Source organism: Blastococcus sp. SYSU DS1024 (genome assembly GCF_054050795.1).
Genome location: NZ_JBJHAA010000021.1, coordinates 1 through 24,851, shown reverse-complemented (window position 1 = coordinate 24,851; position 24,851 = coordinate 1). Strand labels below are relative to the sequence as shown.

The window sequence follows — 24,851 nt, the reverse complement described above, 5'->3', positions numbered from 1 at the left end:
GGGGTGGTCGGGTGCGAGCCGGCCGTGACCAGCAATCGGTAGCGACCGCGACCGCGACGGCGCGCCCGCGCGACGAGGTCCCCGGTCACCGCGGGGCGGTGGCCGGGGACCTCGTCGTCGGTCAGGGCTGGAGCACGTCGGTCAGGGCTGCAGGAGCACCTTGACCGCGCCGTCCTTCTTCTGCCGGAAGTTCGCGTAGGCCTCCGGCGCCTGCTCGAGCGGCACCCGGTGGGTGGCGAACTCGTCGACACCCAGCGGGTCCCCGTCGACCAGCAGCGGCAGGATGTCGGGCACCCAGCGCCACACGTTGGCCTGACCCATGCGCAGCTGGATCTGCTTGTCGAACATGCGCATGAGCGGCAACGGGTCGGTGGCGCCGCCGTAGACCCCCGACAGCGAGATGGTGCCGCCGCGGCGGACCGCCTCGATGGCGGTGTTCAGGGCGGCCAGCCGGTCGATGCCGGCCACGGTCATGACCTTCTCCATGATCGCGTCGGGCACGAGCGCGCTGGCCTTCTGCGCCATGGTCGCCAGCGGCGAGCCGTGCGCCTCCATGCCGACGGCGTCGATCACCGAGTCTGGACCACGACCGTCGGTCAGGTCGCGAACCTGGGCGACGACCTCGGCCTGCTCGGTGGAGTCGATGACGGTGATGCCGTTGCGCCGGGCCCGGGCCAGGCGCTCGGGCACGACGTCGGAGGCGATGACCTGCCCCGCGCCGAGGTGCTTGGCGATGCGCGTGGCCATGTCGCCGATCGGGCCGAGGCCCAGCACCAGCACGCTGCCGCCCTGCGGGATGCCGGCGTACTGCACGGCTTGCCAGGCCGTGGGCAGCACGTCGGAGAGGTAGACGAACCGGTCGTCCAGCGGGGCGTCGGGCACCTTGATCGGCAGCGTGTTGCCGAAGGGCACCCGCAGGTACTCGGCCTGCCCGCCGGGCACCTGCCCGTAGAGCTTGGTGTAGCCGAACAGCGAGGCGCCCATGCCCTGCTCGCGGTTCTGCGTGGTCTCGCACTGGGAGTGGAGGCCCTCGGAGCACATCCAGCAGGTGCCGCACGAGATGTTGAACGGGACCACGACGCGGTCGCCGGGCTTCACCGCGGTCACGTCGCGTCCGACCTCGCGGACGATCCCCATGGGCTCGTGGCCCATCACGTCACCCACCGACATGAACGGTGCCATGACCTCGATGAGGTGCAGATCGGACCCGCAGATGCCGCTGGAGGTGATCTCGACGATGACGTCGGTCTGCTCCTGGATCGTGGGGTCGGGAACGGTCTCCACCCGGACGTCTCCCCGGCCGTGCCAGGTCACTGCGCGCATACGACTTCTCCCTCGATCGGGCTGCGGAAAACGGGCTCCTGCCCGTACGTGAGCCGGATCGCGCCACTCTCAACCATCTACGGCGTGTTCCTTACGATGTGTATGAAGACCGTCACGCAGCGGTGAGAGAGCGCCCCACATTGCGGTGACCCGGTTCACAGAACTGCAGGTCAGTACCCCGGTCGTCAGATCACGAATCCATCACGCCGTGTTTACATGGGCCCCGCTCCTCTCCCCGGGAGCCGCAGTGCAATGTCCGCCGACGGAAGTCAGGTGCATGAGTTCGCTCCACCACGACCGCCTCCCCGAGGGGGCTGCGGTGCCGGCCGGAACGGTCGACGCCACGCCCGCCCCGGCCCGCCCCACCAGCGGGGCGATCGAGGAGAAGGCCGCGTCCACGGTTCCGCCGCAGCGCCAGGGGAAGGCGCCCGGGGCGGGGGCCCGCCGGACGATCGATCCGACCACCCGCGGGCGCGCCCGCGCCGCCACGGTCAAGGCCGCCGGCGCGACGGCGGCCACCGCCGCAGCGGCGACCCGGAAGGCGGCCACGGCGCGCGCCGCTGCCGCCGCCCGGAAGACCGCGAAGCCGCGCCGCCCTGAGGCCCCGGCCCCGTGCGCGTCCGGGCTGCCGGACGGGACGGCCGACCCGGTCGCGACGCCGGCCGCCCAGACGCCGGTGCGGCACCGACCCACCCCCTACAAGCGGTCCGCCGTCGACCTCGCGGCCCTGGAGCCGCTCACCGACGTCGCCGCCCTGGCCGACGCGCCGGTGGTCGCCCCCGATGCCGTCGTCGTCGTGAAGGACGCCCCGGCGCAGCCGGAACGGTCCGCCCTGGCGCCGGTTCTCGAGCCGGTCGTCCGGGTCGTCGACACCCCGGACGCCGATGCGGCCGAGATCGTCGCGGCCGTCGCCACCGGCGGGCGCCGCTGGCTGGACCGCCGTCCGCCGGCGATGCGGCGCCGCCCCGCGCTCTACCTCGCCGCGGCCCTCGTCGGCGCGCTCAGCCTCAGCGGCGCCTCGGTCGTCGGCCCGACGGAGGTCGCGACCGAGACGGTCAGCCAGTCGGTCAGCGTGGCCGAGAAGCTCGGCATCGACGGCTCCGCCGCGGCGCCACGCGTCGACGAGGACGACACCTCCCGGCTGCGCGAGGTGGTCGCCAGCCGCAGCGCCCGCGACACCGAGCGCACCGCCGCCGCGAACGCCCAGGCGGAGGCCGACCGGATCGCCCAGGAGGAGGCCGACCGCGCCGCTGCCGAGGCCGCCCGCCCCACGGCGGTGCTCCCGGTCGAGGGCGGCCGGCTGACCAGCGGCTTCGGGGCCCGCTGGGGCACGCTGCACGCGGGCATCGACCTGGCCGCGCCCATGCGCACGCCCGAGTACGCAGTGATGGACGGCGTCGTGCTCGAGGCCGGCCCGGCCAGCGGCTACGGGCTGGTGGTGTACATCCAGCACGGCAACGGCGACGTCACCGTCTACGGCCACATGGACGAGATCCTGGTGACGCCCGGCCAGGTGGTCCGCGCGGGCGACACCATCGCGCTGCTCGGCAACCGCGGTCAGTCCACCGGCCCGCACCTGCACTTCGAGGTGCACGTCGGCGGCATCGGCGGCCAGCCGGTCGACCCGCTGCCCTGGCTCCGGGAGCGCGGCGTCCAGATCTGACCCGCGCCACGACCGACGACGCCCCCTGCCGGAGCTCCCCGGCCGGGGGCGTCGTCGTGCGGGAGCTCCGCCGTCCCTCCGGGGAAGTGCGCGGCGCGCAGTGGGACAGTGGGGGTCGCACGACCGGCCGGTAGGAGGAGATCGCGGTGGAGCACGGGCACCACTCGGGCATGTGGGTCCCGGAGGACCCGCCGACCTGGGGGCGGATGTTCCTCCCGCACCTGGACGCCTGGTCGGTGCTCGCGGTGCTCAGCATCGTCGGGCTCGTCGCCTACCTGGCCGCGGTGGTCCGCCTGCGCCGGTCCGGGGTCAGCTGGCCGTGGTGGCGGACGATCGCCTGGGTCGCCGGCACCGCGTCGCTGTTCGCCGTGACCGGCACCTGGCTCAACGGCTACAGCATGGTGATCTTCAGCGTCCACATGACCCAGCACATGGTGCTGTCGCTCATCACGCCGCTGCTCCTGCTGCTCGCCGCCCCCGTGACGCTGGCGCTGCGCACCCTCCCGCGCGGGCGCGGGCCGGCAGGCGCCCCGCGGGCACTGCTCCTGGAGGCGTTGCACAGCCGGTTCGCCCGTGTCGTGGCCCACCCGCTGTTCAGCGTGCCGCTGTTCATCGCCAGCCTCTACGGCGTCTACTTCACCCCGCTGTTCGACTGGCTCATGTCGAATCCCGTGGGGCACCAGTTCATGCTCGCCCACTTCGTCGTCACCGGGCTGCTGTTCTTCGGTCCGATCGTCGCCCAGGATCCGTGGCCGCGGACGCTCAGCCACCCGGGGCGGATGCTCGAGCTGTTCCTGCCCGTGCCGTTCCACGCCTTCTTCGGCGTGGCGATCATGATGGCCGGCTCGCTCGTCGTCGACACCTTCGCCGACCCGCCGGCCGGGTGGGGCGTCGACCCGCTCACCGACCAGGCGGTGGCCGGCGGGATCGTCTGGGCCTTCGGGGAGCTGCCCACCGTCCTGGTGCTCGCCGTCGTCTTCTTCTCCTGGTCCCGCTCGGACGACCGCCGGGCCCGCACGCTCGACCGCGCGGCCGACCGTGACGGCGATGCCGAGCGGGCCGCCTACAACGCGCGGCTCCGGGCGCTCGCCGACCAGCAGAGCTGACGGAGCCGCTGTCCCCGCGCCGCACGGGCGCGGGGGCAGCGGGTCCTGATCAGCCGACGTGGACGACGGCGTCGCCCTCGGCCGGCAGGTCCTCCTTGGTCGCCTTGATCACGAAGGCCGACACCAGCGCCCCGAGCACCAGCAGCGCGGCCGCCCACCGGAAGGCGGTGGTGTAGCCCTCCACCTGGGCCATCAGCCCGAGCACCGGGTTCTGCGGGTCGCCGCCCGAGGCGAGCGCATCGGCGGTGTAGGCGCTGATCGCGGCCACCGAGAGCGAGGCGAGCACCGCGGTGCCGATCGAGGCACCCACCTGCTGCGTGGCGTTCAGCATCGCGCTGGCCGCGCCGGCGTCGTGCTGACCGGCGCCGACGAGCGCCAGGTTGGACAGCGGCACGAAGGTGAACCCGAGGCCGAGGCCCAGCAGCAGCTGGCCGGGGAACGGCAACGCCCAGAACCCGCTGTCCAGGCCGACGAACGACAGGGTGAAGAGACCGGCGGCGGCCAGCACGCCACCGAGCACCATGAGCGGCTTCGGGCCGACGCGCGGCAGCAACGTGCTGGACGCACCCGCGGAGATGAAGACGCCGAGGGTGGTGGGCAGCGAGGCGAGGCCCGCCACCACCGGCTCGTAGCCGAGCACCTGCTGGAAGTACAGGCTCAGGAAGAAGAACGCCCCGATGAGACCGGCGCCGACCAGCGTCGAGGTCAGGTAGGCCCCACCGCGGTTGCGGTCCAGCACGATCCGCATCGGCAGCAGCGGGTTGCGGGTGCGCAGCTCGAGCAGCACGAACAGCGCCACCAGGACGAGCCCGGCGACGATGAACAGCCACGCGAGCCCGTCGGTCCAGCCGCTGTCCGGCGTCACGACGGGGCCGCCCTGCGCGGCGGCCGCGGCGTTCGCCACAGCCGCCTCGGCCGCGTTGGTCTGCGAGGCCTCGGCGACCCGGGTGAAGCCGTAGACGATCGAGCCGAGACCGAGGGTGACCAGCACGGCACCGGGGATGTCGTAGCTGGTGTCGCCGGGGGCCTTGCTCTCCGGGACGATCGGGATGGCCAGCACGATGGCCAGCAGGGCGACGGGCAGGTTCACCCAGAAGCACCAGCGCCAGTCGGCGTACTCGGTGAGCACCCCACCGAGGAGGAGGCCGACGGCGGAGCCGCCGCCGGCGATGGCGCCGTAGACGCCGAAGGCCTTGGCCCGCTCCCGGGGGTCGGTGAACAGGACGGTCAGCAGCGCGAGCGAGGCCGGGGCCAGCAGCGCACCGAACACGCCCTGGAGCGCGCGGGCGCCGAAGAGCATCGCCTCGTTCTGGGCGATGCCACCGAGCGCGGAGGCGACGGCGAAACCGGCGGCGCCGACCAGGTAGGTGCGCTTGCGGCCCCAGAAGTCGGCGATCCGGCCGCCGAGCAGCAGGAAGCCGCCGAACGTGAGGGTGTAGGCGGTGACGATCCACTGCTGGCTGGCGGCGCTGATGCCGAGGTCGGCGGTGACCGCCGGGAGGGCGATGTTGACGATGGTGGCGTCGAGGATGACCAGCAGGACGGTCATGGCGATGACGCCGAGGGCCAGCCAGCGCTTCTCGTAGGGCTCGTCGGCGGAGGTCGTCGCGCCGGTCGCGGCAGGGGAGGGGAGGGGTTCGGTCACGGGAAGTCCTCGGGTCGTGCGGAACGGGCCGGATCGCCGGCCGGGAGGGACCGTAGCGGCCTGCAACGATGTCGTCGTGCCTGTTTCGCTGGTGTTCACCGCAGATACGCACGTCCCCAAGCGCGCGCGTGAGCTACCTCTCGACCTGTGGTCGGCGATCGATGCCGCCGACGTGGTGGTGCACGCCGGTGACTGGGTCGACGTCGCCATGCTCGACGCGCTCGAGCAGCGGGCGCGCCGCCTGGTCGCGGTGCACGGCAACAACGACCACGGGGCGCTGCGCGAGCGGCTGCCGGAGGTGGCCCGCGCGGAGATCGAGGGCGTCCGCTTCGCCGTCGTCCACGAGACCGGTGACGCGAAGGGGCGCGAGGCGCGGTGCGCGGCCCGGTTCCCCGACGTCGACGTGCTGGTCTTCGGGCACAGCCACATCCCCTGGGACACCACGGCGGCCTCCGGGCTGCGGCTGGTGAACCCGGGCTCGCCCACGGACCGGCGCCGCCAGCCGCACGGGACGTTCGTCACCGCGCTGGCCGACGCCGGGCGGCTGCGGGACGTGACCTTCCACGCGGTGCCCCCGCGGCGGTGAGCGCCGGACCGCTGGACCCCCGCGCGGTCGCCCTGCTCGCCTGCCCCGTGTGCGCCGCGCCGTTCACCGCGGAGCCGGACGGCTCGGGGCTGCGCTGCGCCGAGGGGCACCGTGTCGACCGCGCGCGGCAGGGGCACCTCACGCTGCTGCCCCCGGGGCGCCGCCCGCCGACCGGCGACTCCGCCGAGATGGTCGCCGACCGGGTGACCTTCCTGTCCGCGGGCCACTACGACGGCGTGACCGCGGCCCTGGCCGCGGCCGTCCGCCGGCCGGGGGAGCCCGCGAGCCTGCTCGACCTGGGTGGCGGCACCGGCCACCACCTGGCCCGGCTGCTCGACGTCCTCCCGGACGCCACCGGCGTGGTGCTCGACGCCTCGCGCTACGCCGCCCGCCGGGCGGCGAAGGCCCACCCGCGCGCGGTCGCCGTGGTCGGGGACACCTGGGCCCGGCTGCCGGTGCGCGACGCGGCGGTGGACCGGGTGCTGGTCGTCTTCGCCCCGCGCAACGGGCCCGAGATCGCCCGGGTGCTGCGCGCGGAGGGGCGGCTGGTCGTGGTGACGCCCGGCCGCGACCACCTCGCCGAGCTCGTCGGGCCGCTGGGCCTGCTCCGGGTCGACCCCGGCAAGGCCGAGCGGCTCAGCGCGACGCTGGAGCCGCACCTGGCGCGCGAGGACGCGCACCGCCACCGCCAGACCCTGGTGCTGGACCATCCCGCGGTGGCGACGCTGGTGGGCATGGGGCCGCACGCCCGGCACCTCACGGCCGCCGCTCTCGCGGCCTCGCTGGCGCGGTTGCCGGCCGCCGTGCCGGTCACGATCTCGGTCGACGTCGCCACCTACCGGCGGCCCGGATGATCCACGCGGCGCGCCCTGCCCGCCCGACCTGAGGCGCCGTATCGCACGGTCTAAGCTGCCAGCCGTGACGATTGCACCGGCGCCCATCGTGAGCCGGCCCAGCCCGGCTCACGTGGTCGAGAAGGGCTCGCGGCTCTCGAACCTGCTGCGGACCACCGACCACAAGACCATCGGCCTGATGTACCTGACCACCTCGTTCACGTTCTTCGTGCTGGGTGGCCTCATGGCGCTGCTGATGCGTGGTGAGCTGGGGCGGCCGGGGCTGCAGTTCCTGTCCCCCGAGCAGTACAACCAGCTGGTCACGATGCACGGCACGATCATGCTGCTGATGTTCGCGACGCCGCTGTTCTTCGCGTTCGCGAACCTGATCATGCCGCTGCAGATCGGGGCGCCGGACGTCGCGTTCCCCCGCCTGAACGCCTTCTCCTACTGGCTGTTCCTGTTCGGCAGCCTGATCGTGGTGGGGGGCTTCCTCACCCCCGGTGGGGCGGCGGACTTCGGCTGGTACGCCTACGCGCCGCTGTCGAACGTGGTGAACTCCCCGGGCGCGGGCGCGAACATGTGGTTCGCCGGCCTGGCGGTCAGCGGCCTGGGCACCATCCTCGGTGGCGTCAACTTCATCGCCACGATCGTCTGCCTGCGGGCCCCGGGCATGACGCTGTTCCGGATGCCGATCTTCACCTGGAACACGCTGGTCACCAGCATGCTGATCCTGCTGGCGTTCCCGATCCTCACCGCCGCGATCATGGGCATGCTGGCCGACCGCAACCTCGGCTCTCTCATCTACTCGGACGAGAACGGTGGCCCGATGCTGTGGCAGCACCTGTTCTGGTTCTTCGGCCACCCCGAGGTCTACATCATCGCGCTGCCGTTCTTCGGCATCGTCACCGAGGTCATCCCGGTGTTCGCCCGCAAGCCATTGTTCGGCTACAAGGGCATGGTCTTCGCCACCGTCGCGATCGGCGCGCTGTCGCTGGCGGTGTGGGCGCACCACATGTACGCGACCGGTGCGGTGCTCCTGCCGTTCTTCGCGTTCCTGACCTACCTCATCGCCGTGCCGACCGGCATCAAGTTCTTCAACTGGATCGGCACCATGTGGCGGGGTCAGATGACCTTCGAGACGCCGATGCTGTTCTCGATCGGCTTCATGATCACCTTCCTCCTCGGTGGTCTGACCGGCGTGCTGCTGGCCAGCCCGCCGTTGGACTGGCACGTCAACGACAGCTACTTCGTCGTCGCCCACTTCCACTACGTCGTCTTCGGCACCGTGGTGTTCGCCGCCTACGCCGGCATCTACTTCTGGTTCCCGAAGATGTGCGGCCGGATGATGGACGAGCGGCTGGGCAAGCTGCAGTTCTGGCTGACCTTCATCGGCTTCCACGCCACGTTCCTGGTGCAGCACTGGCTGGGCAACGAGGGCATGCCGCGCCGGTACGTGGACTACCTGGAGACCGACGCCTTCACCACGCTGAACACCGTCTCCACGATCGGTTCGTTCATCCTCGGCGCCTCGGTGATCCCCTTCATCTACAACGTGGTCAAGTCCTGGAAGTACGGCGAGCTCGCGCTGCGGGACGACCCGTGGGGCCACGGGAACAGCCTGGAGTGGGCCACCTCGTCCCCGCCGCCGCGGCACAACTTTGTGGAGATCCCCCGGATCCGCTCGGAGCGCCCCGCGTTCGAGGCGCACTACCCGCACCTCGTCGAGCGGCTGCAGGCCGAGGCCCACGTCGGCAAGCGCCACGAGCCGTACGGCGGCGTCAGCGAGGTGCTCGAGGGCACCGGTCCGCGGCAGGGCCCGAAGGACCCCGACCCGACCTGAGCAAGGAGCACGACCTCACGGACGCCCCGTCGGCCACTGGCCGGCGGGGCGTCCGTCGTCCACGGGTGCCCGATCCGGCCGGCGGCCGCACCGACCGGCATCGCGGCAACCGGCCGGTCAGGGGGCCGGACGGTGCCCAGGTCGACGTGCGGCACGATGACCGCGTGCCGCTCGACCCGACGCCCCGCCAGCTGCCCGTGCCCGATCCCACCGCGGCGCGGGCGCTGCTCACCGTCACCGGGGCGGACCGCCCGGGGGTGACCGCCCACCTCTTCGCGGCGCTGGCCGCGGACCCGGACGGGCGCCCGGCGGTGGAGGTCCTCGACGTCGAGCAGGTCGTCGTGCACGGCCACCTGGTCCTCGGCGTCGTGGTGGGTGCCCTCGCCGAGGACCAGCGACCGGCGGCGGGCGAGGCGGAGCTGCTCGACCACCTCCGGCGGGTGGCGGGCGACGTCGAGACCGCCGTGGGCGTCCGGGTGGCGGTGGAGTCGGCCAGCGGACCCGACGCGCCCCCCGTGCAGGGGCGTCCGCACCACGTCATCGTGCTCGGGCGGCCGGTGCCGCCGGAGGCCGTGGCCGGCGCCGCGCGGGCCGTGGCGGGCATCGGTGGCAACATCGACGCGATCCGCCGGCTCTCCGATCACCCGGTCACCAGCTTCGAGCTGACCGTCTCCGGGGCGGAGGCCACGGCGCTGCGTACCGCGCTCGCCTCGGTCGCGGCGTCCACCGGTGCCGACATCGCGGTCGAGCAGGTCGGGATCGCCCGGCGCAGCAAGCGGCTGATCGTGCTGGACGTCGACTCCACCCTGGTGCGCGGCGAGGTGATCGACGAGCTGGCCGCGCGCGCCGGGCGGGCGGCGGAGGTGGCCCGCATCACCGCCGCGGCCATGAACGGCGAGCTGGACTTCGCCGAGTCGCTGCGGGCACGGGTCGCCGTGCTGGCCGGCCTGCCCGAAGAGGTGCTCGACGAGGTGCGCGAGCACCTGGTGCTCACACCCGGGGCGCGCACGCTCATCCGCACGCTCCAGCGCCTCGGCTTCCGCTGCGGCATCGTCAGCGGCGGGTTCACCCAGATCACCGACCCGCTGGCGGAGAGCCTCGGGCTGGACTTCGCCGCCGCCAACACCCTGGAGGTCCTCGACGGCCGCCTCACCGGTGGGCTGGTCGGGGAGATCGTCGACCGGCCGGGGAAGGCCCGGGCCCTGATCCGCTTCGCCGGGGAGTACGGCATCCCGCTGGACCAGACGGTGGCGGTCGGCGACGGCGCCAACGACCTGGACATGCTCAACACCGCCGGCCTGGGCATCGCCTTCAACGCCAAACCGTTCGTGCGCGAGCAGGCGCACACGGCGCTCAACCAGCCGTACCTCGACGCGGTGCTGCAGGTGCTCGGCTTCACCCGCGACGAGGTCTCGGACGCGGTGTAGCGCCCGCCGCCTGGTCACCCGCCTCCGCGGCGATGATCAGGGAACCTGATCGTCGCGCCTCCTCCCTCACCGTCTGCGCTGAGGGAGGACGCCGTGAGCTGAGGGAGGACGGCGGCGCCACCGGCTCAGCCCTGGTGGACGGAGCCTTCCAGCTCGACGCCGGCGGTGCGCAGCTGGTCCAGCGCAGCCTCGGTCGTCGCTTCGGAGACGCCCGCGGTGAGCGGCAGGAGCACGCGGGTGCCGAACCCGGCCGCCACGGCGTCGAGCGCGGTGGCGCGCACGCAGTGGTCGGTGGCGATGCCGACGACGTCGACCGCGTCGACCCCGCGCTCGCGCAGCCAGTCGGCCAGGCCCACACCGTCGGCGCTGCCCTCGAAGCCGGAGTAGGCGGCGGCGTACTCGCCCTTGTCGAAGACCGCCTCGAGCGGTGCGCGGTCCAGCGCCGGGTGCAGCTCGACGCCGTCGGTACCGACCACGCAGTGCGGCGGCCAGGTCTCCAGGAAGTCCGGGTGCTCGGCGAAGTGGTCGCCGGGGTCGATGTGGTGGTCGCGGGTCGCGACGACGTGGGCGTACCCGGCGCTCGCCGTCCGCAGGTGCTCGGTGATGCCGGCCGCCACGGCGGCACCACCGGCGACCGCGAGGCTGCCGCCCTCGCAGAAGTCGTTCTGCACGTCCACCACGATCAGCGCGCGGGTCATGGGCTGCTCCTCCCGGGTCAGGCGGTGACGGTCTCCAGGACCGGTTCCCCGCGCGACAGCGCCCATGCCTCGGTGGGTAGCGCCTCCCGCACGCGCGCGTGGTGCTCGCGGGCGAGCCGCAGCGCCTCGACCGGGGAGACGTCGGCGCACACCGCGCCGCCGCGCACCAGCGGGACCACCAGGTCGCGGTCACCGTCGCGCGGCCCGACCGGTGCGCTGCTGACCACCTCGGCGACCGCGGTGCCGTCGGCCCCGTGCCGGCGGACGGCGTGCTTGCGCCCGCCGACCGAGTTCTTGCCCTCCGAGCGCTTCGCGACCGGGACGCCGTCGCGCTCCACCAGCTTGTAGACCATCCCGGCCGTCGGCGCTCCCGAGCCGGTGACCAGCGAGGTGCCCACCCCGTAGCCGTCGACGGGTGCGGCCATCAGCCCCGCGATCGCGTACTCGTCGAGATCGCTGGTGACGATCACACGGGTGCGGGTGGCGCCGAGCTCGTCGAGCAGCTGGCGGGCACGGGTGGCGAGCGTGGGCAGGTCGCCGGAGTCCAGCCGGATGGCGCCCAGCTCCGGGCCGGCCACCTCGATCGCCGTCCGGATGCCCTGCTCGACGTCGTAGGTGTCGACGAGCAGCGTCGTGCCGACCCCGAGCGTCTCCACCTGGGCGCGGAAGGCCGCCCGCTCGTCGTCGTGGAGCAGCGTGAACGCGTGGGCGCTGGTGCCGGTGGTCGGGACGCCGTAGCGCCGGCCGGCCTCCAGGTTCGAGCTGGACGCGAAGCCGACCAGGTGGGCCGCGCGGGCCGCGGCGACCGCGGCCTGCTCGTGGGTGCGGCGCGAGCCCATCTCGATGCAGGGCCGTTCACAGGCCGCCGCCACCATGCGGGCTGCCGCCGAGGCGATCGCCGAATCGTGGTTGAGGATGGACAGGGCCAGGGTCTCCAGGAGGACGCCTTCGCCGAACGGCGCACGCACGGTGAGCACCGGCGAGCCGGGGAAGAACAGCTCGCCCTCGGCGTAGCCGTCGATGTCCCCGCGGAACCGGAAGTCGGCCAGCCAGTCCAGCAGCCGCTGGTCGGTCAGCCCCTGGGCCCGCAGGGTCGCGAGCTCCTCGTCGCCGAACCGGAAGTGCGGCAGCGCTTCGAGCAGCCGGCCGGTGCCCGCCAGCACCCCGTAGCGGCGGCCGTGGGGCAGCCGGCGGGCGAACACCTCGAACACGCAGTCACGGCCCGCCGTGCCGTCGGCGAGCGCGGCGGCGAGCATCGTCAGCTCGTAGCGGTCGGTGAGCAGCGCGGGAGCCGTCGGCATGGCTCCGGAGCGTAGGCCGACCCCCATCACGGGGCCGGACGACGTCCTAAGCTGGGGATCGTGGCCGGACCGCTCGCCCCGACCCGGGCCCCCGAGACGACCGTCGAGGAGCACGGCGACCTCGACCGGCCGTGGGTGACCATCGTCTGGAACGACCCGGTCAACCTGATGACCTACGTGACCTTCGTGCTGCAGGAGCTGTTCGGCTACGACGAGCCGACGGCCACCTCGCTGATGCTGCAGGTGCACCACGAGGGGAAGGCGATCGTCAGCTCCGGCCCGCGCGAGCGGATGGAGCACGACACCAGCCGGCTGCACGCCTACGGGCTGTGGGCGAGCTACCAGAGGGACTCGTGAAGCCGTTCCGCGCCCGGGGTGGGCAGCTGGTCGCCCGGCTGGACCGGGCCGAGGCCGGCATCGTCGGGCTGCTGCTCGACCAGCTCGAGCAGCTCCTGGCCGCCGATCCCGCCGACAGCAGCGGCGATCCGGTGATGGCCCGGCTGTTCCCCGCCGGGCACCGCACCGACCCCGCGCTGGCCGAGGACTACCGGGGGCTCACCGAGCAGGCGCTGCGCGGCGGCAAGGCCGACGACCTGGCCACCGTGCGCGCCACCCTGCCGGCCGACGGGGGAGAGGTGCGCCTGGACGCCGACCAGGCCGGCGCCTGGCTGCGCACGAGCAACGACCTCCGGCTGGCGCTCGGCACCCGGATCGACATCGGTGAGGACACCGAGCCGCCGGAGCAGATCGTGGACGAGGCCGACCACCAGCTCGCCGTCTACTACTGGCTCACCGCGCTGCAGGGGTCGCTCGTGGACGCGCTCGTCGCCGATCGCGCCGGCCGAAGGTGAGCAGCACCAGGGCGGCGAGCAGCAGGTCGAGCACGAAGAGCACGTAGACCATGCGGTGCAGCTCGACGTCGGCGAGCATCGCGCCGATCGTGGACACCAGGACCAGGGCCGAGGCGGCGAGCAGCAGCAGCAGGAGCACGGCGCGCACGACGACGATGACCAGCACGGGAGCCCGGTCGCCCGGATGGAGGGCGTTGTAGCCGCGATGCCGGAACAGCCCCCGGAGACCCAGGAGGAGTGCCGGCAGGGCCAGCAGCACGACGCCGGCGGTCAGGAGCGACGGGACCCACACGACGCCGACCGTATCGGTCCGGAGGCGTCTCCCGACGGCCGCCCGTCCGTGCGACCGGGGGCGACCGGGGAGCGGTGTGGCGGGCACGCCTAGACTGGCCCCGTGCTGCGCATCGACCGCGCGACCTACGACGCCATCGTGGCCCACGCCCGGAAGGACCATCCGGACGAGGCGTGCGGCGTCGTCGCCGGACCCGAGGGGAGCGAGCGTCCCGAGCGCTTCGTGCCCATGCTCAACGCCGCACGGTCGCCGACGTTCTACGAGTTCGACAGCGCCGACCTGCTCGCGCTGTACCGCGACCTGGACGATCGCGACGAGTGGCCGGTCGTCGTCTACCACTCGCACACCGCCACCGAGGCCTACCCCTCGCGCACCGACATCGGGTACGCGTCCGGTCCCGCCGCCGATCCGCGCACCCACTACGTGCTGGTGTCCACCCGCCACCACGGGCCGCAGACCGGTCTGGTCGGCGACGAGGTCGAGTTCCGCAGCTACCGCATCGTCGACGGGGAGGTGTCGGAGGAGGAGGTCGAGATCGTCGAGTCCTACCTGTTCGGGCACTCGCCGACGACCGTCGTCTACGACTGACGGGTGACGGCCGCCGCGGTCCGGAATCGACGGCGACCACCGGGCGTTGGCCCGGCCAGACGCACCACCGCTGCTGCTCTGCAGCGCCCAGACACCCACGTCCCGAGGAGAAGCACGCCATGGCCATCGAGGTCCGGATCCCGACCATCCTGCGCACCCACACCGGCGGCAACAAGACCGTCGAGGGCAACGGGGACACCCTGGCCGCGCTGATCGACGACCTCGACAGCAAGCACTCGGGGCTGAAGAACCGCCTCGTGACCGAGGAGGGCAAGCTGCACCGCTTCGTCAACGTCTACGTCAACGACGAGGACGTGCGCTTCACCGGCGCCCTGGACACCCAGGTGAAGGACGGCGACTCGGTGACGATCCTCCCGGCGGTCGCGGGCGGCTGCTGAGCGGTCCCCGCTCCGCCCCGACCCGTCTCCCCGGAAGAGCATCCTGATGGCCCGCTTCGCCTCCCTCGTCGACTCCCTCGGCGGCACCCCGCTGGTGGGGTTGCCGAACCTCTCGCCGACGCCCGACGTCCGGCTGTGGGCCAAGCTCGAGGACCACAACCCCACCGGCTCCATCAAGGACCGCGCGGCGATCAAGATGATCGAGGCGGCAGAGAAGGAGGGGCTGCTCCGGCCGGGGTCGACCATCCTCGAGCCCACCAGCGGCAACACGGGCATCTCCCTGGCCATGGTCGCCCGGCAGCGCGGCTACCGGCTGATCTGCGTCATGCCGGAGAACACCTCGGTGGAGCGCCGGCAACTGCTGGAGATGTACGGGGCGCAGATCATCTCCTCGCCGGCGGCGGGCGGCTCCAACCAGGCCGTCGCCGTCGCCAAGGAGCTGGCCGCGCAGCACGACGACTGGGTCATGCTCTACCAGTACGGCAACCCGGCGAACGCGCAGGCGCACTACGAGGGCACCGCCCCGGAGATCCTGGCCGACCTCCCGTCGATCACCCACTTCGTCGCCGGCCTCGGGACGACCGGCACGCTCATGGGCTGCTCCCGGTACTTCCGGGAGCACCAGCCGGGGGTCCAGGTGATCGCCGCCGAGCCGCGCTACGGCGAGCTGGTGTACGGCCTGCGCAACATCGACGAGGGCTTCATCCCCGAGCTGTACGACGCCTCGCTGCTGGACTCGCGGTTCTCCGTGGGCCCCGAGGACGCCATCCACCGCACCCGCCAGCTGGTGGAGCGCGAGGGGATCTTCGCCGGCATCTCCACGGGCGCGATCCTGCACGCGGCCCTGGGCATCGCGGACAAGGAGGTCGCGGCCGGCCGCCGGGCCGACATCGTCTTCATCGTCTGCGACGGCGGCTGGAAGTACCTCTCCACCGGCGCCTACGCCGGAACCCTGGATGAGGCGACCTCCGCGCTGGAGGGCCAGCTCTGGGCCTGAGCGGGTGGGCGCGTCCCTCGGGCGCGTGACGCGCTGCGCGGGTCCCGTCGCCGCGGTTCCTGAACCGCTACGGTGCGTATCACCGCAGCGAGAGGACCCGCATGAGCGCAGCCACGGGGCTCGACATCCTGGAACCGGAGGGCGAGCCGGCGATCCCGCAGCCTTCCCGCCGTCCCCGCTGGGCGCTCACCATCGCCTCGGGGGCCGCGCTCCTCGCCGGCCTCGTGCTCGCCGCCCTGGTGTGGTCGCCGGGGTGGGGCGAGGCCGCGCCGCGGCGCGCACCGGGCGTTCCCGTGGTCAGGGCACCGGCGCCGGTCGAGAACACCCCCGAGCCGGACGGCATCCGGTCCGCGCTGCCGGAGTTCCCGGGCGCGACGCTGGGCGAGGCGGTCCCGGTCCTGGAGGCCGCGGGTGCCCGGGCCGTCACCTTCGACGCGCGCTGGGATCGCGCGGTGGCGCCCGACTGGCGCATCTGCACCCAGACGGCGACGACCCGCGGGGACGGCCGACCGACCGGGGACGTGCACCTGGCGGCGGTGCCACCGGGAGATCCCTGCGTCTGACGCCGGGAGGTCGGTGCCCCCGGGCGGACGGCGCTGCGCGGCTGTCGGAGCTGCGGGCTAGCCTGTCCGGCGACATGGGGACGCAGCCAGCAGCCGACGCGCCGATCGGCATCTTCGACTCAGGTGTCGGTGGGCTCACCGTCGCGCGGGCCGTGCTCGACCAGCTGCCCGGGGAGGCCGTCCGCTACATCGGTGACACGGCGAACGGGCCCTACGGCCCGCTCCCGATCGCCGAGGTGCGCCGGCACTCCCTGGCGGTCATGGACGAACTCGTCGACAGCGGCGTCAAGATGCTCGTCGTCGCCTGCAACTCCGCCAGCGCCGCCTCGCTGCGGGACGCCCGGGAGCGCTACGACGTCCCGGTGGTCGAGGTGGTCCTCCCCGCGGTGCGCCGGGCGATCGCCGCGACCCGCAACGGCCGGATCGGTGTCATCGGCACCCAGGCCACCGTGACCAGCGGTGCCTACGACGACGCGTTCGCCGCGGCCCCGCACGTGTCGGTCACCTCCGCGGCCTGCCCCAGCTTCGTCGACTTCGTGGAGCGCGGGATCACCAGCGGCCGGCAGCTGCTGGGTCTCGCCCAGTCCTACCTCGATCCGCTCATGGCGGCCGGCGTGGACACCGTCGTCCTGGGCTGCACCCACTACCCCCTGCTCACCGGCGTGCTGTCGGTCGTGCTCGGGGACGGCGTCACGCTGGTCTCCAGCGCCGAGGAGACCGCGAAGGACGTCTACCGGGTGCTCACCCGCACCGATCTGCTGCGCGACCCCGACGCGCCCGCGCCGGAACACGCCTTCCTGGCCACCGGCGACCCCGAGCCGTTCGCCCGGCTCGGCCGCCGCTTCCTCGGGCCGGAGGTCGGCGCAGTGCTCGGCGCCGGACGGGCGGGGGTCGCGTGAAGCTGACCGTCGTGGGGTGCTGCGGCAGCGGCCCGGGCCCCGACTCGCCCGCCTCCTGCTACCTCGTGGAGCACGACGGCTTCCGGCTCGTGCTCGATCTCGGCAACGGCGCCTTCGGTGCGCTGCAGCGGGTCGTGGACCCGGGGGCGGTGGACGCGGTCTTCCTGTCGCACCTGCACGCCGACCACTGCCTGGACGTCGCCCCGTTCGTCGTCTGGCACCGCTACTCCGGCCGGTCCCGGGGAGCGCTGGTGCCGCTGTACGCGCCGGTCGGCGCCGCGCGCCGGCTGGCGCTGGCCTACGACTGCGACGGCGACGGGCTGACCGACGTCTTCGACTTCGTCCCCGTGGGCCCCGGCGCCTTCCGCATGGGCCCCTTCGAGGTGGAGCTCGCGCGCACGGCGCACCCGGTCGAGACCTACGCCATCCGGTTGACCGCGGGCGGCCGGTCGCTGGTCTACACCGGCGACACCGGCCCCAGCGACCGGGTGGTGGAGCTCGCCCGCGGGGCCGACGTCCTGCTCGCCGAGGCGGCGCACCCGGACAACGCCCCCGAGCAGCCCCCCGGCCTGCACCTCACCGGGCGGCAGGCCGCCCAGCACGCGGCCGCCGCGGGGGTGGGGCGTCTGCTGCTCACCCACGTGCCCGCCTGGGTCGACCACATCGGCCAGCTGTTCGCGGCCAGCTCGGTGTTCTCCGAGACCGAGCTGGTCAGCCCCGGCGCCACGTACGACATCTGAGGAAGGGCCCTCCTGCCCCCACCGCTCGCAGGCTCGCGGCGGGCCCCTGCAGGAGGGCCGGTTGCCGGATGGCTGTGATCGCGCAACGGTGACCCCATGGACGAGCGGGACGGCGTGCCGCTGAGCAGCCTCGACTCGCCGCTCGGTGACGGGCTGGGCGTGTCGAAGCGGGCGCTGGTCGACCACCTCGACGCCGTCGCCGACCGGCTGGTCCCGCTGCTGGCCGGCCGGCCGCTCTCGGTCATGCGGGTGCGACCGGGGCAGGCGCCGTTCATGCAGCGCAACGTGAGCAAGGGCGCCCCCGCGTGGGTGCGCACCGTGCCCGTGTGGGCCGAGTCGGCGCGCCGCGAGGTGCACCAGGTGCTCTGCGACGACCGGCGCACCCTGATGTGGCTGGCGAACCAGCGCGCGGTCGAGTTCCACGTGCCGTTCCTGCGGGCGGGGTCGCGCGAGCCCACCGGTCTCGTGCTGGACCTGGACCCGCCCGACGGGGCGGACCTCGACGTCGTCGTCGCCGTCGCCCGGCTGGCCCGGCGGGCGCTCGAGGAGGCCGGCCTGGTGGGCGCGGTGAAGACCAGCGGCGCCACGGGCCTGCACGTCGTGGTGCCGGTCCGCGGTGCGCTGGTGGAGGACGTCGCGGCGGCGACGCGGGCGCTCGCGCAGCGCACGGCGCAGCTGGACCCGGGGATCGCCACGACGGCGTTCCTCAAGGAGGAGCGGCAGGGGCGGGTGTTCGTGGACGCCACCCGCTCGGGCACGGGCACCGTCGTCGCCGCCTACAGCCCCCGGGTGCGGCCCGGCCTGCCGGTGTCCGCCCCGGTCGACTGGGAGCACCTGGCGTCCGTCCGCCCCGGGGAGGCCACCGTCGCCTCCGGGGTGGCGGCCACGCTCCCCGACTGGGCGGCCCTGCTGCCCGACCCCCAGCGCCTGCCGGCCGACCTGGTCGCCGAGGGGCACACGATCCCGGTCGCCCGCGTGCAGGCGATGCACGAGGGGAAGCGGCGGGCGCGCATCCGGCGGGAGTCCGGGGGCGGCGGGTGACGAGCGGCGGGCACCGGGCCGTACGGCGATCTCCGCAACAAGCCGAGAACTTGTTGCAGCAACCGTTGTCGGGCGGTCTTCCGGCGGGCTAGCTTGCAGAGGACGCCGCTGTGATCGACGTCATGGTTCTGGGCCTGGAACTCGTTCGCTCCCCATCTGACCGCTGTCCCTCGAGGGCGCCCGTCGGGGTGCCCGTGGGCAGCAGAAGGAGTTTCCCTTGCCCGTTCCCACGCCCATGAGCGCCCGGGCCGGCGGCACCACCGTCGCCCTGGGTCTGGCCTTGGCACTGCTGGCCCCGGCCCTCCCGGCCGGAGCCGCGGACGACGTCCGCGTGCCGCTCCGCGATGCCACGGTCACCGGGCCGCTGCCCAGCGACCTCGGCGGCAGCCCGCTCTCCGACGACCTGGCGGAGACCTATCCGTTCTTCGCGACGTACCAGGACCTCGCCGGAGCCGGGTACGTCGAGGAGGAGTTCCTCGTCTCCGGCCTCGCCGATGCGTACGCCAGCCCGCGCACCCCCGACATCGCGCCGGGCACGCTGCTGGAGGAGGACGTCCCCTACACCACGCGGATCGTCGTCCGCCGGCCCGCGAACCCCCGGCACTTCAGCGGCACCGCCCTGGTCGAGTGGCAGAACGTCACGGCGGGCTACGACCTCGACGCGCTGTGGAACTTCGAGGACGTGACCCGCGGCGGTGACGCCTGGATCGGGGTGTCCGCCCAGCAGGTCGGCGTCGACCAGTTGCGGGAGTGGAGCCCCACCCGCTACGGCTCGCTGGACGTCACGGCGGGGGGTGAGTACGCGCTCGACCAGCTGGCGATGGACATCTACGCCCAGGCCGCCAAGGCGCTCGTCGCCCCGACCGGCGTCGACCCGATGGGCGGCCTGGACATCGAGACGCTGCTCTCCATCGGTGCCTCGCAGTCGACCCGGTACCAGAGCGCCTACTACGACCACGTCCTGCCGAAGGTCGAGCCGGTGTTCGACGGTTACGCGATCATCGTCGGGACGGCGCCGAGCCGGGCCGGGGACGAGCCGGTGTTCCAGGTGCAGTCCGAGACCGACGTGACGGCCGCCGCGGCGGCGGCCCGGCGTCCCGACGACGAGGTCTTCCGGCGCTGGGAGGTCGCGGGAGCGGCCCACTCGGGCTGGCAGGGGCAGGAGTACCGCGCTCCGCTCTCCGAGCGCGACCTCGGCGGCGCACCGCAGTACACCTGCGACCTCCCGCCGTTCAGCCGGGTGCCGATGCACCACGTGACGGCGGCGGCCTACGCGCACCTCGCGCGCTGGGCCGAGAAGGGGATCGCACCTCCGTCGGCGCCCTACCTGGAGTTCGACGACCAGGGCGAGAAGGTGCGCAACGAGCTGGGGCTGGCGCAGGGCGGCATCCAGCTCTCCCAGGTGGCGGTGCCCACCGCGCTGAACGCGGGCTACAACAGCGGCGCGAGCTTCTGCCGCCTGTTCGGCACCCACCAGCCGTTCACGCTCGAGCAGCTGTCGGCGCTGTACCCGCGCAAGGGCGAGTACATCAACGGCGTGCTGGCGGTCGACCACGCCAACCTGCGGGCCGGCTACATCGAGAAGCCCGACGCGAAGGAGAACTACCAGGAGGCTCTCGTCGTCGAGCGCCAGTTGCGGCAGCAGCAGCGGGACGACCGCGGCTGAGCACCCGGCACCTCGGGCGGCCGGTCTCTCCGGAGGCCGGCCGTTCGGCGTGCCCGGGTCGTCGGCCCGGCCGGGGGGGCCAGTACGGCAACACGTGGGGGGAAATGTGGGACATCTCTGCGTCCCTCGACGGGCCTCGGTGACCGCTGCGCTCGGCCGACCCAGGAGGTTCTGAGCTTGTCCGTGTGCGGCGGCCAGCTGTGGCAGCGACACGCGGTTCTGCGCGGGGCAATCAGCAGCCCGCTGGCGCGCAGCACCGTCTCCCTTGCGTCACGCTTCGGGTGGAGCTGCTGGACTCCGAGGTCGTAGGGCCGCACGATGCGAGCTGTGAACGGACCCCGGCCGGTGTGGCCCCTGCTGGTGATGGCGGCGCTGCTGGCCGCCACGCCTGCGCTGGCCTCCTGCGGCGCCAGCGGGCCGAGCCGTTCGCCCTACGTCGCGGAGTTCGGCCTCGGAGCCGATACGCCCGAGGCGCGGGAGTTCGTGCTCACGCCGATGCCTGGACCCCGTGTTGAGGTGCTCCCGGAGCCGTCCCCTGCGCCGCGAATCACGCTGCCCGACCCCGGTGAAGGGTTCGACGAGCGGACCTACACGCCCTCGCCAGCGCCTGCGCCCGACTCCGGTGGCCAGTCGCCCCTCGAGTCGGCCTTCCAGCCCTCGATCGCGTGGGTCAACGACGGCCAGTACCTCGGGGTGGTCACCTTCGGCAGTTCCAGCTGTCCCAGCGGACCGATTGGCGTCGAGGTGGTCGCCGAGCAGGAGATCGAGGTCCGCCTGGGACCGCTGTTCCCCGACCGGGACGTCTGCTCTGCGGACATGAGTGGGCACGTCACGGTGGTGGAGCTGCCGTCGGGGGTCACGCCCACGAAGCCCCTGGTGGCCCGCTTCGGGGAACATGAGGTGACCATCGAGGCCACGGGTCGCTGACCCCGGTCCCGCCGTACCGACTCGCTTGCCCGCGTCCGGTCGCGGACCGGCTGTGTCAGCTGGCGGGCGGTAAGCGATGCAGCTGGTAGCGGTACGTGTGGGTGCTCTGCGGCGGGCGAAGTTCGATGTCGGCCGGTGTGCGCACCGGGGCGGCCTTCCGCTGCCGGGTGATCCGGCCCGCGGCGGCCTGGCGTGCTGCGGCGGCGCGGCGGAACGACCCGTGGAACCACACCTCGAGGTCGAGGTAGCCGGGGTTGCTGGTGGCCTTCGCCAGCACGGTGGTGACGACCTGCTCCACGTCGCCGTCGCGGTCGGGGCTGCGGGCCCAGTGCCGGGCGACTTCGAGCGCGAGGTGCGGGTCGGCCAGGTGCAGGCCGCGCTCGACCGCCGAGGCGAGCAGCTTGCTGACGGTGGTGTGCTGGTGCTTGGCGCGGGCCTCCTGCACGACGACCCACAGCATGTGCGCGGCCATGTCGGACAGGCCCTGCGCCGGCCAGGTGTCGATCTTGCGGGCGCTCTTGCCGTAGTACAGGTCCTTCTTCACCTGCTTGGACAGCAGGCTGACCGGGACGCCGGCCGCGGTGGCCCCGTAGTCGAGGGCGCGGCGGGTGAGCATCTGGTAGATGACGTCCCGCGGGCAGGGGCGTCCGGCGACGCAGGCCGGGCAGGCGGCGTGCGGCTCGCACGGTTTGGCGTCGCGGATGTGCTGATGGTTGGCCCTGTACCAGGCTCGCGCGGTGGGCCGGTCGAGGCGTTCGAGCAGCGGTTCCAAGCCCACGAGCAGGGTCCCCACGTCGCCGGGGTCGCGCGTGGTGGCCAGCAGCGCGGTGAGCCGGTCGAGCAGGCGGGGCGCGTGACGCTCGTCGTAGAGCACCTTCTCCGCGATCGTCGGGCAGTGCAGCCGTACGCAGGCGGTGACCTGCGCGGTCCAGGTGTCGAGCGCGGCCTCGCCGGGACGGGCCGGCAGCCGGCCGCGCCCGTGGCAGGCCCGGACGTGGCCGGCCGGGATCTGCGGAGCCCGCATCCGCCGTCGGCGGCGGACGGTGGCGGCGATGTCCCCGCTGCGCTTGGGCTTGGCGACGCGGCAGAACTCGTCCCAGCTGGCGATGTCCAGCAGCGCGGCCTCGGCCAGCAGACAGTCGAGCACCTCGGCGGTGTCCTGGGCGTCCTTGAGCGCCTTGTGCAGCCGGGCCTGGGCGCGCGGCACGGCGAGGGTGGTGTTGATGCCGTAGCGGGTGGCGAGGTCGGTGAGCTTGGCGAAGTTGGCGACGCCGGGCAGCTTGAGCCGGACGCCGAGGAACTCGGTGTCGAACACGAGCCGGTCGAAAGGAGTCATCCCGGCGCGGGCGTAGGCGGCGGCCAGGTGCCCGACGTCGAACAGGGCGTTGTGGCAGACCAGCGCAGCGTCGGGGTGGCGGGCGAGGAACGCGTCCAGCTCGGCGAGCACGGTGGCCACATCGGGCTGGCCGGCGAGGTCGGCGGTGCGGATGCCGTTGTAGGCGCTGCTGTCCTTGTCCACCGGCACGCCGGGGTTGGCCAGCCGGTGGAAGGTCTCCCGGCGGGTGCCGTTGAGCAGCACGACCGCCCCCACCGAGATCGGGTGGAAGGCGGCCTCGGCGGTCCTGGTCGCCTTCGTGTGCGTGGTCTCGATGTCGAGCACGACGAACTCGCGGCCGGCGACCAGCTGCTGGTACGCCGCGCCCTTCTCCGGCGCGGTGCTCACGAGGAGTGCCGTTCGAGCAGCTCGGTGACGGAGAACGCGTCGCGCAGGCCGAGCACGCCCGCGGGCTCGGTCAGGGCGCGTGGCGGCGGCGCCCAACCCCGGGTGCGCTTGGACGCCTCGCGCAGGGTGCGGGCGACCTCGTGCTGGTCGAGCAGTGCGCCGTTGGCGGCGGCGACGATGAGATCCCCGAGCAGGTTGGTCCGGGCCAGGTTGGAGAACATCGCCCCGCGGCGGGTGGTCAGCCGCTTGACCCACAACCGGATCTGCGACTCGACCGCCGAGTTGCTGACCTGCACCTCCGGGTCGTTGTGCCGCTGCGCGACCAGCGCGGTGCGCCGCAGCAGCGGCTCGTAGCGGCGGCGCTGGGCGGCCACCAGGTCCGCCGGCAGGTCGGCGGCCGCCGCCGCGTCTTCGAGGTCGTCGAACCAGGCGCTGACGGCCTTCGGGCCGCCGTCGCGCATCAGCTCGCGGCTGAGCCGGTACATGTGGTCGCGCACCTTGTCGGCCAGCCGCCCGCGGGGCGGGGTCAGCTTGGCCTCGATGTTGCGGGTCGCGTGGTACATGCACGGCACGAACGTGGTCTTCTTGCCCCACACGGCGGTCGCGGCCTTCTCGATCGCCGCCGCGCCGTCGGCGACGAGGAAGTCCGGCGCGTCGAGCTCGGCCAGGACCAGCCGCCATGCCTCGGTTGAGGCGTTGGGCAGCGCCCGGACCCGCACCAGCCGGCTCGACCGGCCGGTGACCTTGCCGTCCCCGTCTCGCTCCCAGCTGGTCCGGGTGACCACCAGGGCGGTCCACACGACCGGGGCGTTGGTCAGCGTGGCCGACCGGGCGTAGTCCCGCTTCACCGCCACCTCGTCGGCGAAGTACACCACCGGCAGGCCCTCGGCCCGGTAGGCCGTCTCCTCCACCTGCATCGCCGCGAGCGCCGGCTCAGTGATGAACGGCGCGAACCGCTCGAGGACGTCGGCCGAGAGGTGCCAGTGCGCCTTCAGCTCCCGGCGCGGACCGAACTGGCCGGCCTCGTGCAGCTCATCGGGAGTCTTGCCGCCGACCGTGCGTACCCGCCCGGTCGGGCGCTTCATCTGCTCCAACGCACGCCTCGACACCGCCGTGTAGGCGTGCCCGTCGGCCAGATCGCGCAGCACCGACACGACCACCGACGTCGGCACGTTCAGCCGCCGGCTGACCGCCTCCTCGCCGGCGTGCCTCGGGGTGAGCACCTCGCAGTCCGGGCAGCAGGTGTCGTCCTCCACCGCCGCGCGCGGCAGCGGAGCGGAGAAGGTGTGGGCGTCGCCGTCGTCGGTCCGACTCACGCAGCGGTATCGCTGCCGCTCGCCTGCGGCGGTCTTGTAGGTGCCGTGGGGCCACACGTAGCGCCCGCCGTGCTCCGGCCTGGGGCACTCCGGCGCACTCACCACCTGGTCGATCAGCAGCCGCGCGTCGGCCTTCGGCCGGGTGAGCACCGTGAAGTAGTGGACGCCGGCCTCGCCGTCCTCCTCGAACCGGCAGCGGAACACGCGCGTCGCTCCGCGCCTGGACTGCCTGGCCTCGTGAGCATGGACCTGTGCTCCCGCGTGCCCGTCCGGGCACGCGGGAGCGGGCACCGACCGGCGAGCCACTGCGTGCACCTCCAACGCCGAGGGCACGACCGGGCCCTACTGAGCGTCAAGATCATGTCACACAACGGCGACAATGTCCCACATTTCCCCCCACGTGTTGCCGTACTGGCGGGGGGGGG

Annotated in this window: 24 protein-coding genes; 17 read left to right on the top strand and 7 right to left on the bottom strand. The window is 73.4% G+C overall.

The genetic code is table 11. The features are described from left to right. Window positions 1-141 precede the first annotated feature (141 nt). Window positions 142-1,323, bottom strand: coding sequence for a zinc-dependent alcohol dehydrogenase (locus tag ACI79S_RS16965; protein WP_456594613.1), 1,182 nt, complete (start codon window positions 1,321-1,323; stop codon window positions 142-144). Window positions 1,324-1,600: 277 nt separating this feature from the next. Here ACI79S_RS16965 and ACI79S_RS16960 point away from each other — a divergent pair, with 277 nt between their 5' ends. Both ACI79S_RS16960 and ACI79S_RS16955 read left to right on the top strand, forming a co-directional pair. Further along, a complete protein-coding gene (locus ACI79S_RS16960) occupies window positions 1,601-2,986 on the top strand; it encodes a M23 family metallopeptidase (RefSeq protein WP_456594612.1) in 1,386 nt (461 codons plus the stop codon). Between the two features lie 146 nt (window positions 2,987-3,132). Further along, window positions 3,133-4,092: a cytochrome c oxidase assembly protein gene (locus ACI79S_RS16955; RefSeq protein ID WP_456594611.1), complete on the top strand. Its 960-nt coding sequence runs from the start codon at window positions 3,133-3,135 to the stop codon at window positions 4,090-4,092. 49 nt (window positions 4,093-4,141) lie between these two features. Here ACI79S_RS16955 and ACI79S_RS16950 read toward each other — a convergent pair whose 3' ends face one another. Further along, window positions 4,142-5,737, bottom strand: coding sequence for an MFS transporter (locus tag ACI79S_RS16950; RefSeq protein ID WP_456594610.1), 1,596 nt, complete (start codon window positions 5,735-5,737; stop codon window positions 4,142-4,144). A gap of 76 nt (window positions 5,738-5,813) precedes the next feature. On the opposite strand from ACI79S_RS16950, the gene ACI79S_RS16945 reads away from it, so the two are divergent. From ACI79S_RS16945 to serB, 4 genes are all read left to right on the top strand, one after another. Then, window positions 5,814-6,323 (top strand): metallophosphoesterase family protein, encoded by a 510-nt coding sequence (locus ACI79S_RS16945; protein WP_456594609.1) that lies wholly within the window; start codon window positions 5,814-5,816, stop codon window positions 6,321-6,323. Between the two features lie 11 nt (window positions 6,324-6,334). Further along, complete coding sequence (locus ACI79S_RS16940) at window positions 6,335-7,177, top strand: putative RNA methyltransferase (RefSeq protein ID WP_456594658.1); 843 nt, start codon at window positions 6,335-6,337, stop codon at window positions 7,175-7,177. A 64-nt stretch (window positions 7,178-7,241) separates the two neighbouring features. Then, entirely contained in the window at window positions 7,242-8,999 is a 1,758-nt protein-coding gene (ctaD, locus tag ACI79S_RS16935) for an aa3-type cytochrome oxidase subunit I (protein ID WP_456594608.1), read from the top strand. Window positions 9,000-9,163: 164 nt separating this feature from the next. Beyond that, window positions 9,164-10,426, top strand: a complete 1,263-nt coding sequence (gene serB, locus ACI79S_RS16930; protein WP_456594607.1) for a phosphoserine phosphatase SerB — start codon at window positions 9,164-9,166, stop codon at window positions 10,424-10,426. Window positions 10,427-10,551: 125 nt separating this feature from the next. Here the strand turns inward: serB and ACI79S_RS16925 are convergent, their stop codons facing one another. Continuing rightward, the gene (locus ACI79S_RS16925; protein WP_456594606.1) at window positions 10,552-11,124 is read right to left on the bottom strand and encodes an isochorismatase family protein; all 573 of its coding nucleotides are present in this window, start codon (window positions 11,122-11,124) and stop codon (window positions 10,552-10,554) included. 17 nt (window positions 11,125-11,141) lie between these two features. Then, window positions 11,142-12,425 carry a nicotinate phosphoribosyltransferase gene (locus ACI79S_RS16920; protein WP_456594605.1) on the bottom strand — a complete coding sequence of 428 codons (1,284 nt, stop codon included), beginning with the start codon at window positions 12,423-12,425 and terminating at the stop codon, window positions 11,142-11,144. A 60-nt stretch (window positions 12,426-12,485) separates the two neighbouring features. On the opposite strand from ACI79S_RS16920, the gene clpS reads away from it, so the two are divergent. Continuing rightward, complete coding sequence (clpS, locus tag ACI79S_RS16915) at window positions 12,486-12,782, top strand: ATP-dependent Clp protease adapter ClpS (protein ID WP_456594604.1); 297 nt, start codon at window positions 12,486-12,488, stop codon at window positions 12,780-12,782. Continuing rightward, entirely contained in the window at window positions 12,779-13,276 is a 498-nt protein-coding gene (locus ACI79S_RS16910) for a DUF2017 family protein (RefSeq protein WP_456594603.1), read from the top strand. The genes clpS and ACI79S_RS16910 overlap by 4 nt, the downstream gene beginning before the upstream one ends. Here the strand turns inward: ACI79S_RS16910 and ACI79S_RS16905 are convergent. Continuing rightward, window positions 13,215-13,568, bottom strand: coding sequence for a hypothetical protein (locus ACI79S_RS16905; protein ID WP_456594602.1), 354 nt, complete (start codon window positions 13,566-13,568; stop codon window positions 13,215-13,217). The two genes, ACI79S_RS16910 and ACI79S_RS16905, sit on opposite strands and share 62 nt — an antisense overlap. Before the next feature lie 102 nt (window positions 13,569-13,670). Here ACI79S_RS16905 and ACI79S_RS16900 point away from each other — a divergent pair, with 102 nt between their 5' ends. From ACI79S_RS16900 to ACI79S_RS16860, 9 genes are all read left to right on the top strand, one after another. Continuing rightward, on the top strand, window positions 13,671-14,156 hold the full coding sequence (locus ACI79S_RS16900; RefSeq protein WP_456594601.1) for a Mov34/MPN/PAD-1 family protein: 486 nt from the start codon (window positions 13,671-13,673) through the stop codon (window positions 14,154-14,156). 119 nt (window positions 14,157-14,275) lie between these two features. Next, complete coding sequence (locus ACI79S_RS16895; RefSeq protein ID WP_456594600.1) at window positions 14,276-14,554, top strand: MoaD/ThiS family protein; 279 nt, start codon at window positions 14,276-14,278, stop codon at window positions 14,552-14,554. Between the two features lie 46 nt (window positions 14,555-14,600). Next, a complete protein-coding gene (locus ACI79S_RS16890; RefSeq protein ID WP_456594599.1) occupies window positions 14,601-15,551 on the top strand; it encodes a PLP-dependent cysteine synthase family protein in 951 nt (316 codons plus the stop codon). A gap of 101 nt (window positions 15,552-15,652) precedes the next feature. Then, complete coding sequence (locus ACI79S_RS16885; protein WP_456594598.1) at window positions 15,653-16,114, top strand: hypothetical protein; 462 nt, start codon at window positions 15,653-15,655, stop codon at window positions 16,112-16,114. A 74-nt stretch (window positions 16,115-16,188) separates the two neighbouring features. Then, window positions 16,189-17,013 (top strand): glutamate racemase, encoded by an 825-nt coding sequence (murI, locus tag ACI79S_RS16880; RefSeq protein ID WP_456594597.1) that lies wholly within the window; start codon window positions 16,189-16,191, stop codon window positions 17,011-17,013. Next, window positions 17,010-17,753: an MBL fold metallo-hydrolase gene (locus tag ACI79S_RS16875; protein ID WP_456594596.1), complete on the top strand. Its 744-nt coding sequence runs from the start codon at window positions 17,010-17,012 to the stop codon at window positions 17,751-17,753. Before murI ends, ACI79S_RS16875 begins: the two co-directional genes overlap by 4 nt. A 96-nt stretch (window positions 17,754-17,849) precedes the next feature. Then, a complete protein-coding gene (locus tag ACI79S_RS16870; protein ID WP_456594595.1) occupies window positions 17,850-18,794 on the top strand; it encodes a DNA polymerase domain-containing protein in 945 nt (314 codons plus the stop codon). 217 nt (window positions 18,795-19,011) lie between these two features. Further along, window positions 19,012-20,460 (top strand): alpha/beta hydrolase domain-containing protein, encoded by a 1,449-nt coding sequence (locus tag ACI79S_RS16865; protein WP_456594594.1) that lies wholly within the window; start codon window positions 19,012-19,014, stop codon window positions 20,458-20,460. 327 nt (window positions 20,461-20,787) lie between these two features. Then, on the top strand, window positions 20,788-21,387 hold the full coding sequence (locus ACI79S_RS16860) for a hypothetical protein (RefSeq protein WP_456594593.1): 600 nt from the start codon (window positions 20,788-20,790) through the stop codon (window positions 21,385-21,387). Window positions 21,388-21,442: 55 nt separating this feature from the next. Here ACI79S_RS16860 and ACI79S_RS16855 read toward each other — a convergent pair whose 3' ends face one another. After that, complete coding sequence (locus ACI79S_RS16855) at window positions 21,443-23,110, bottom strand: 3'-5' exonuclease (protein ID WP_456594592.1); 1,668 nt, start codon at window positions 23,108-23,110, stop codon at window positions 21,443-21,445. Further along, complete coding sequence (locus ACI79S_RS16850) at window positions 23,107-24,630, bottom strand: hypothetical protein (protein ID WP_456594591.1); 1,524 nt, start codon at window positions 24,628-24,630, stop codon at window positions 23,107-23,109. The genes ACI79S_RS16855 and ACI79S_RS16850 overlap by 4 nt, the downstream gene beginning before the upstream one ends. Window positions 24,631-24,851: the final 221 nt, after the last annotated feature.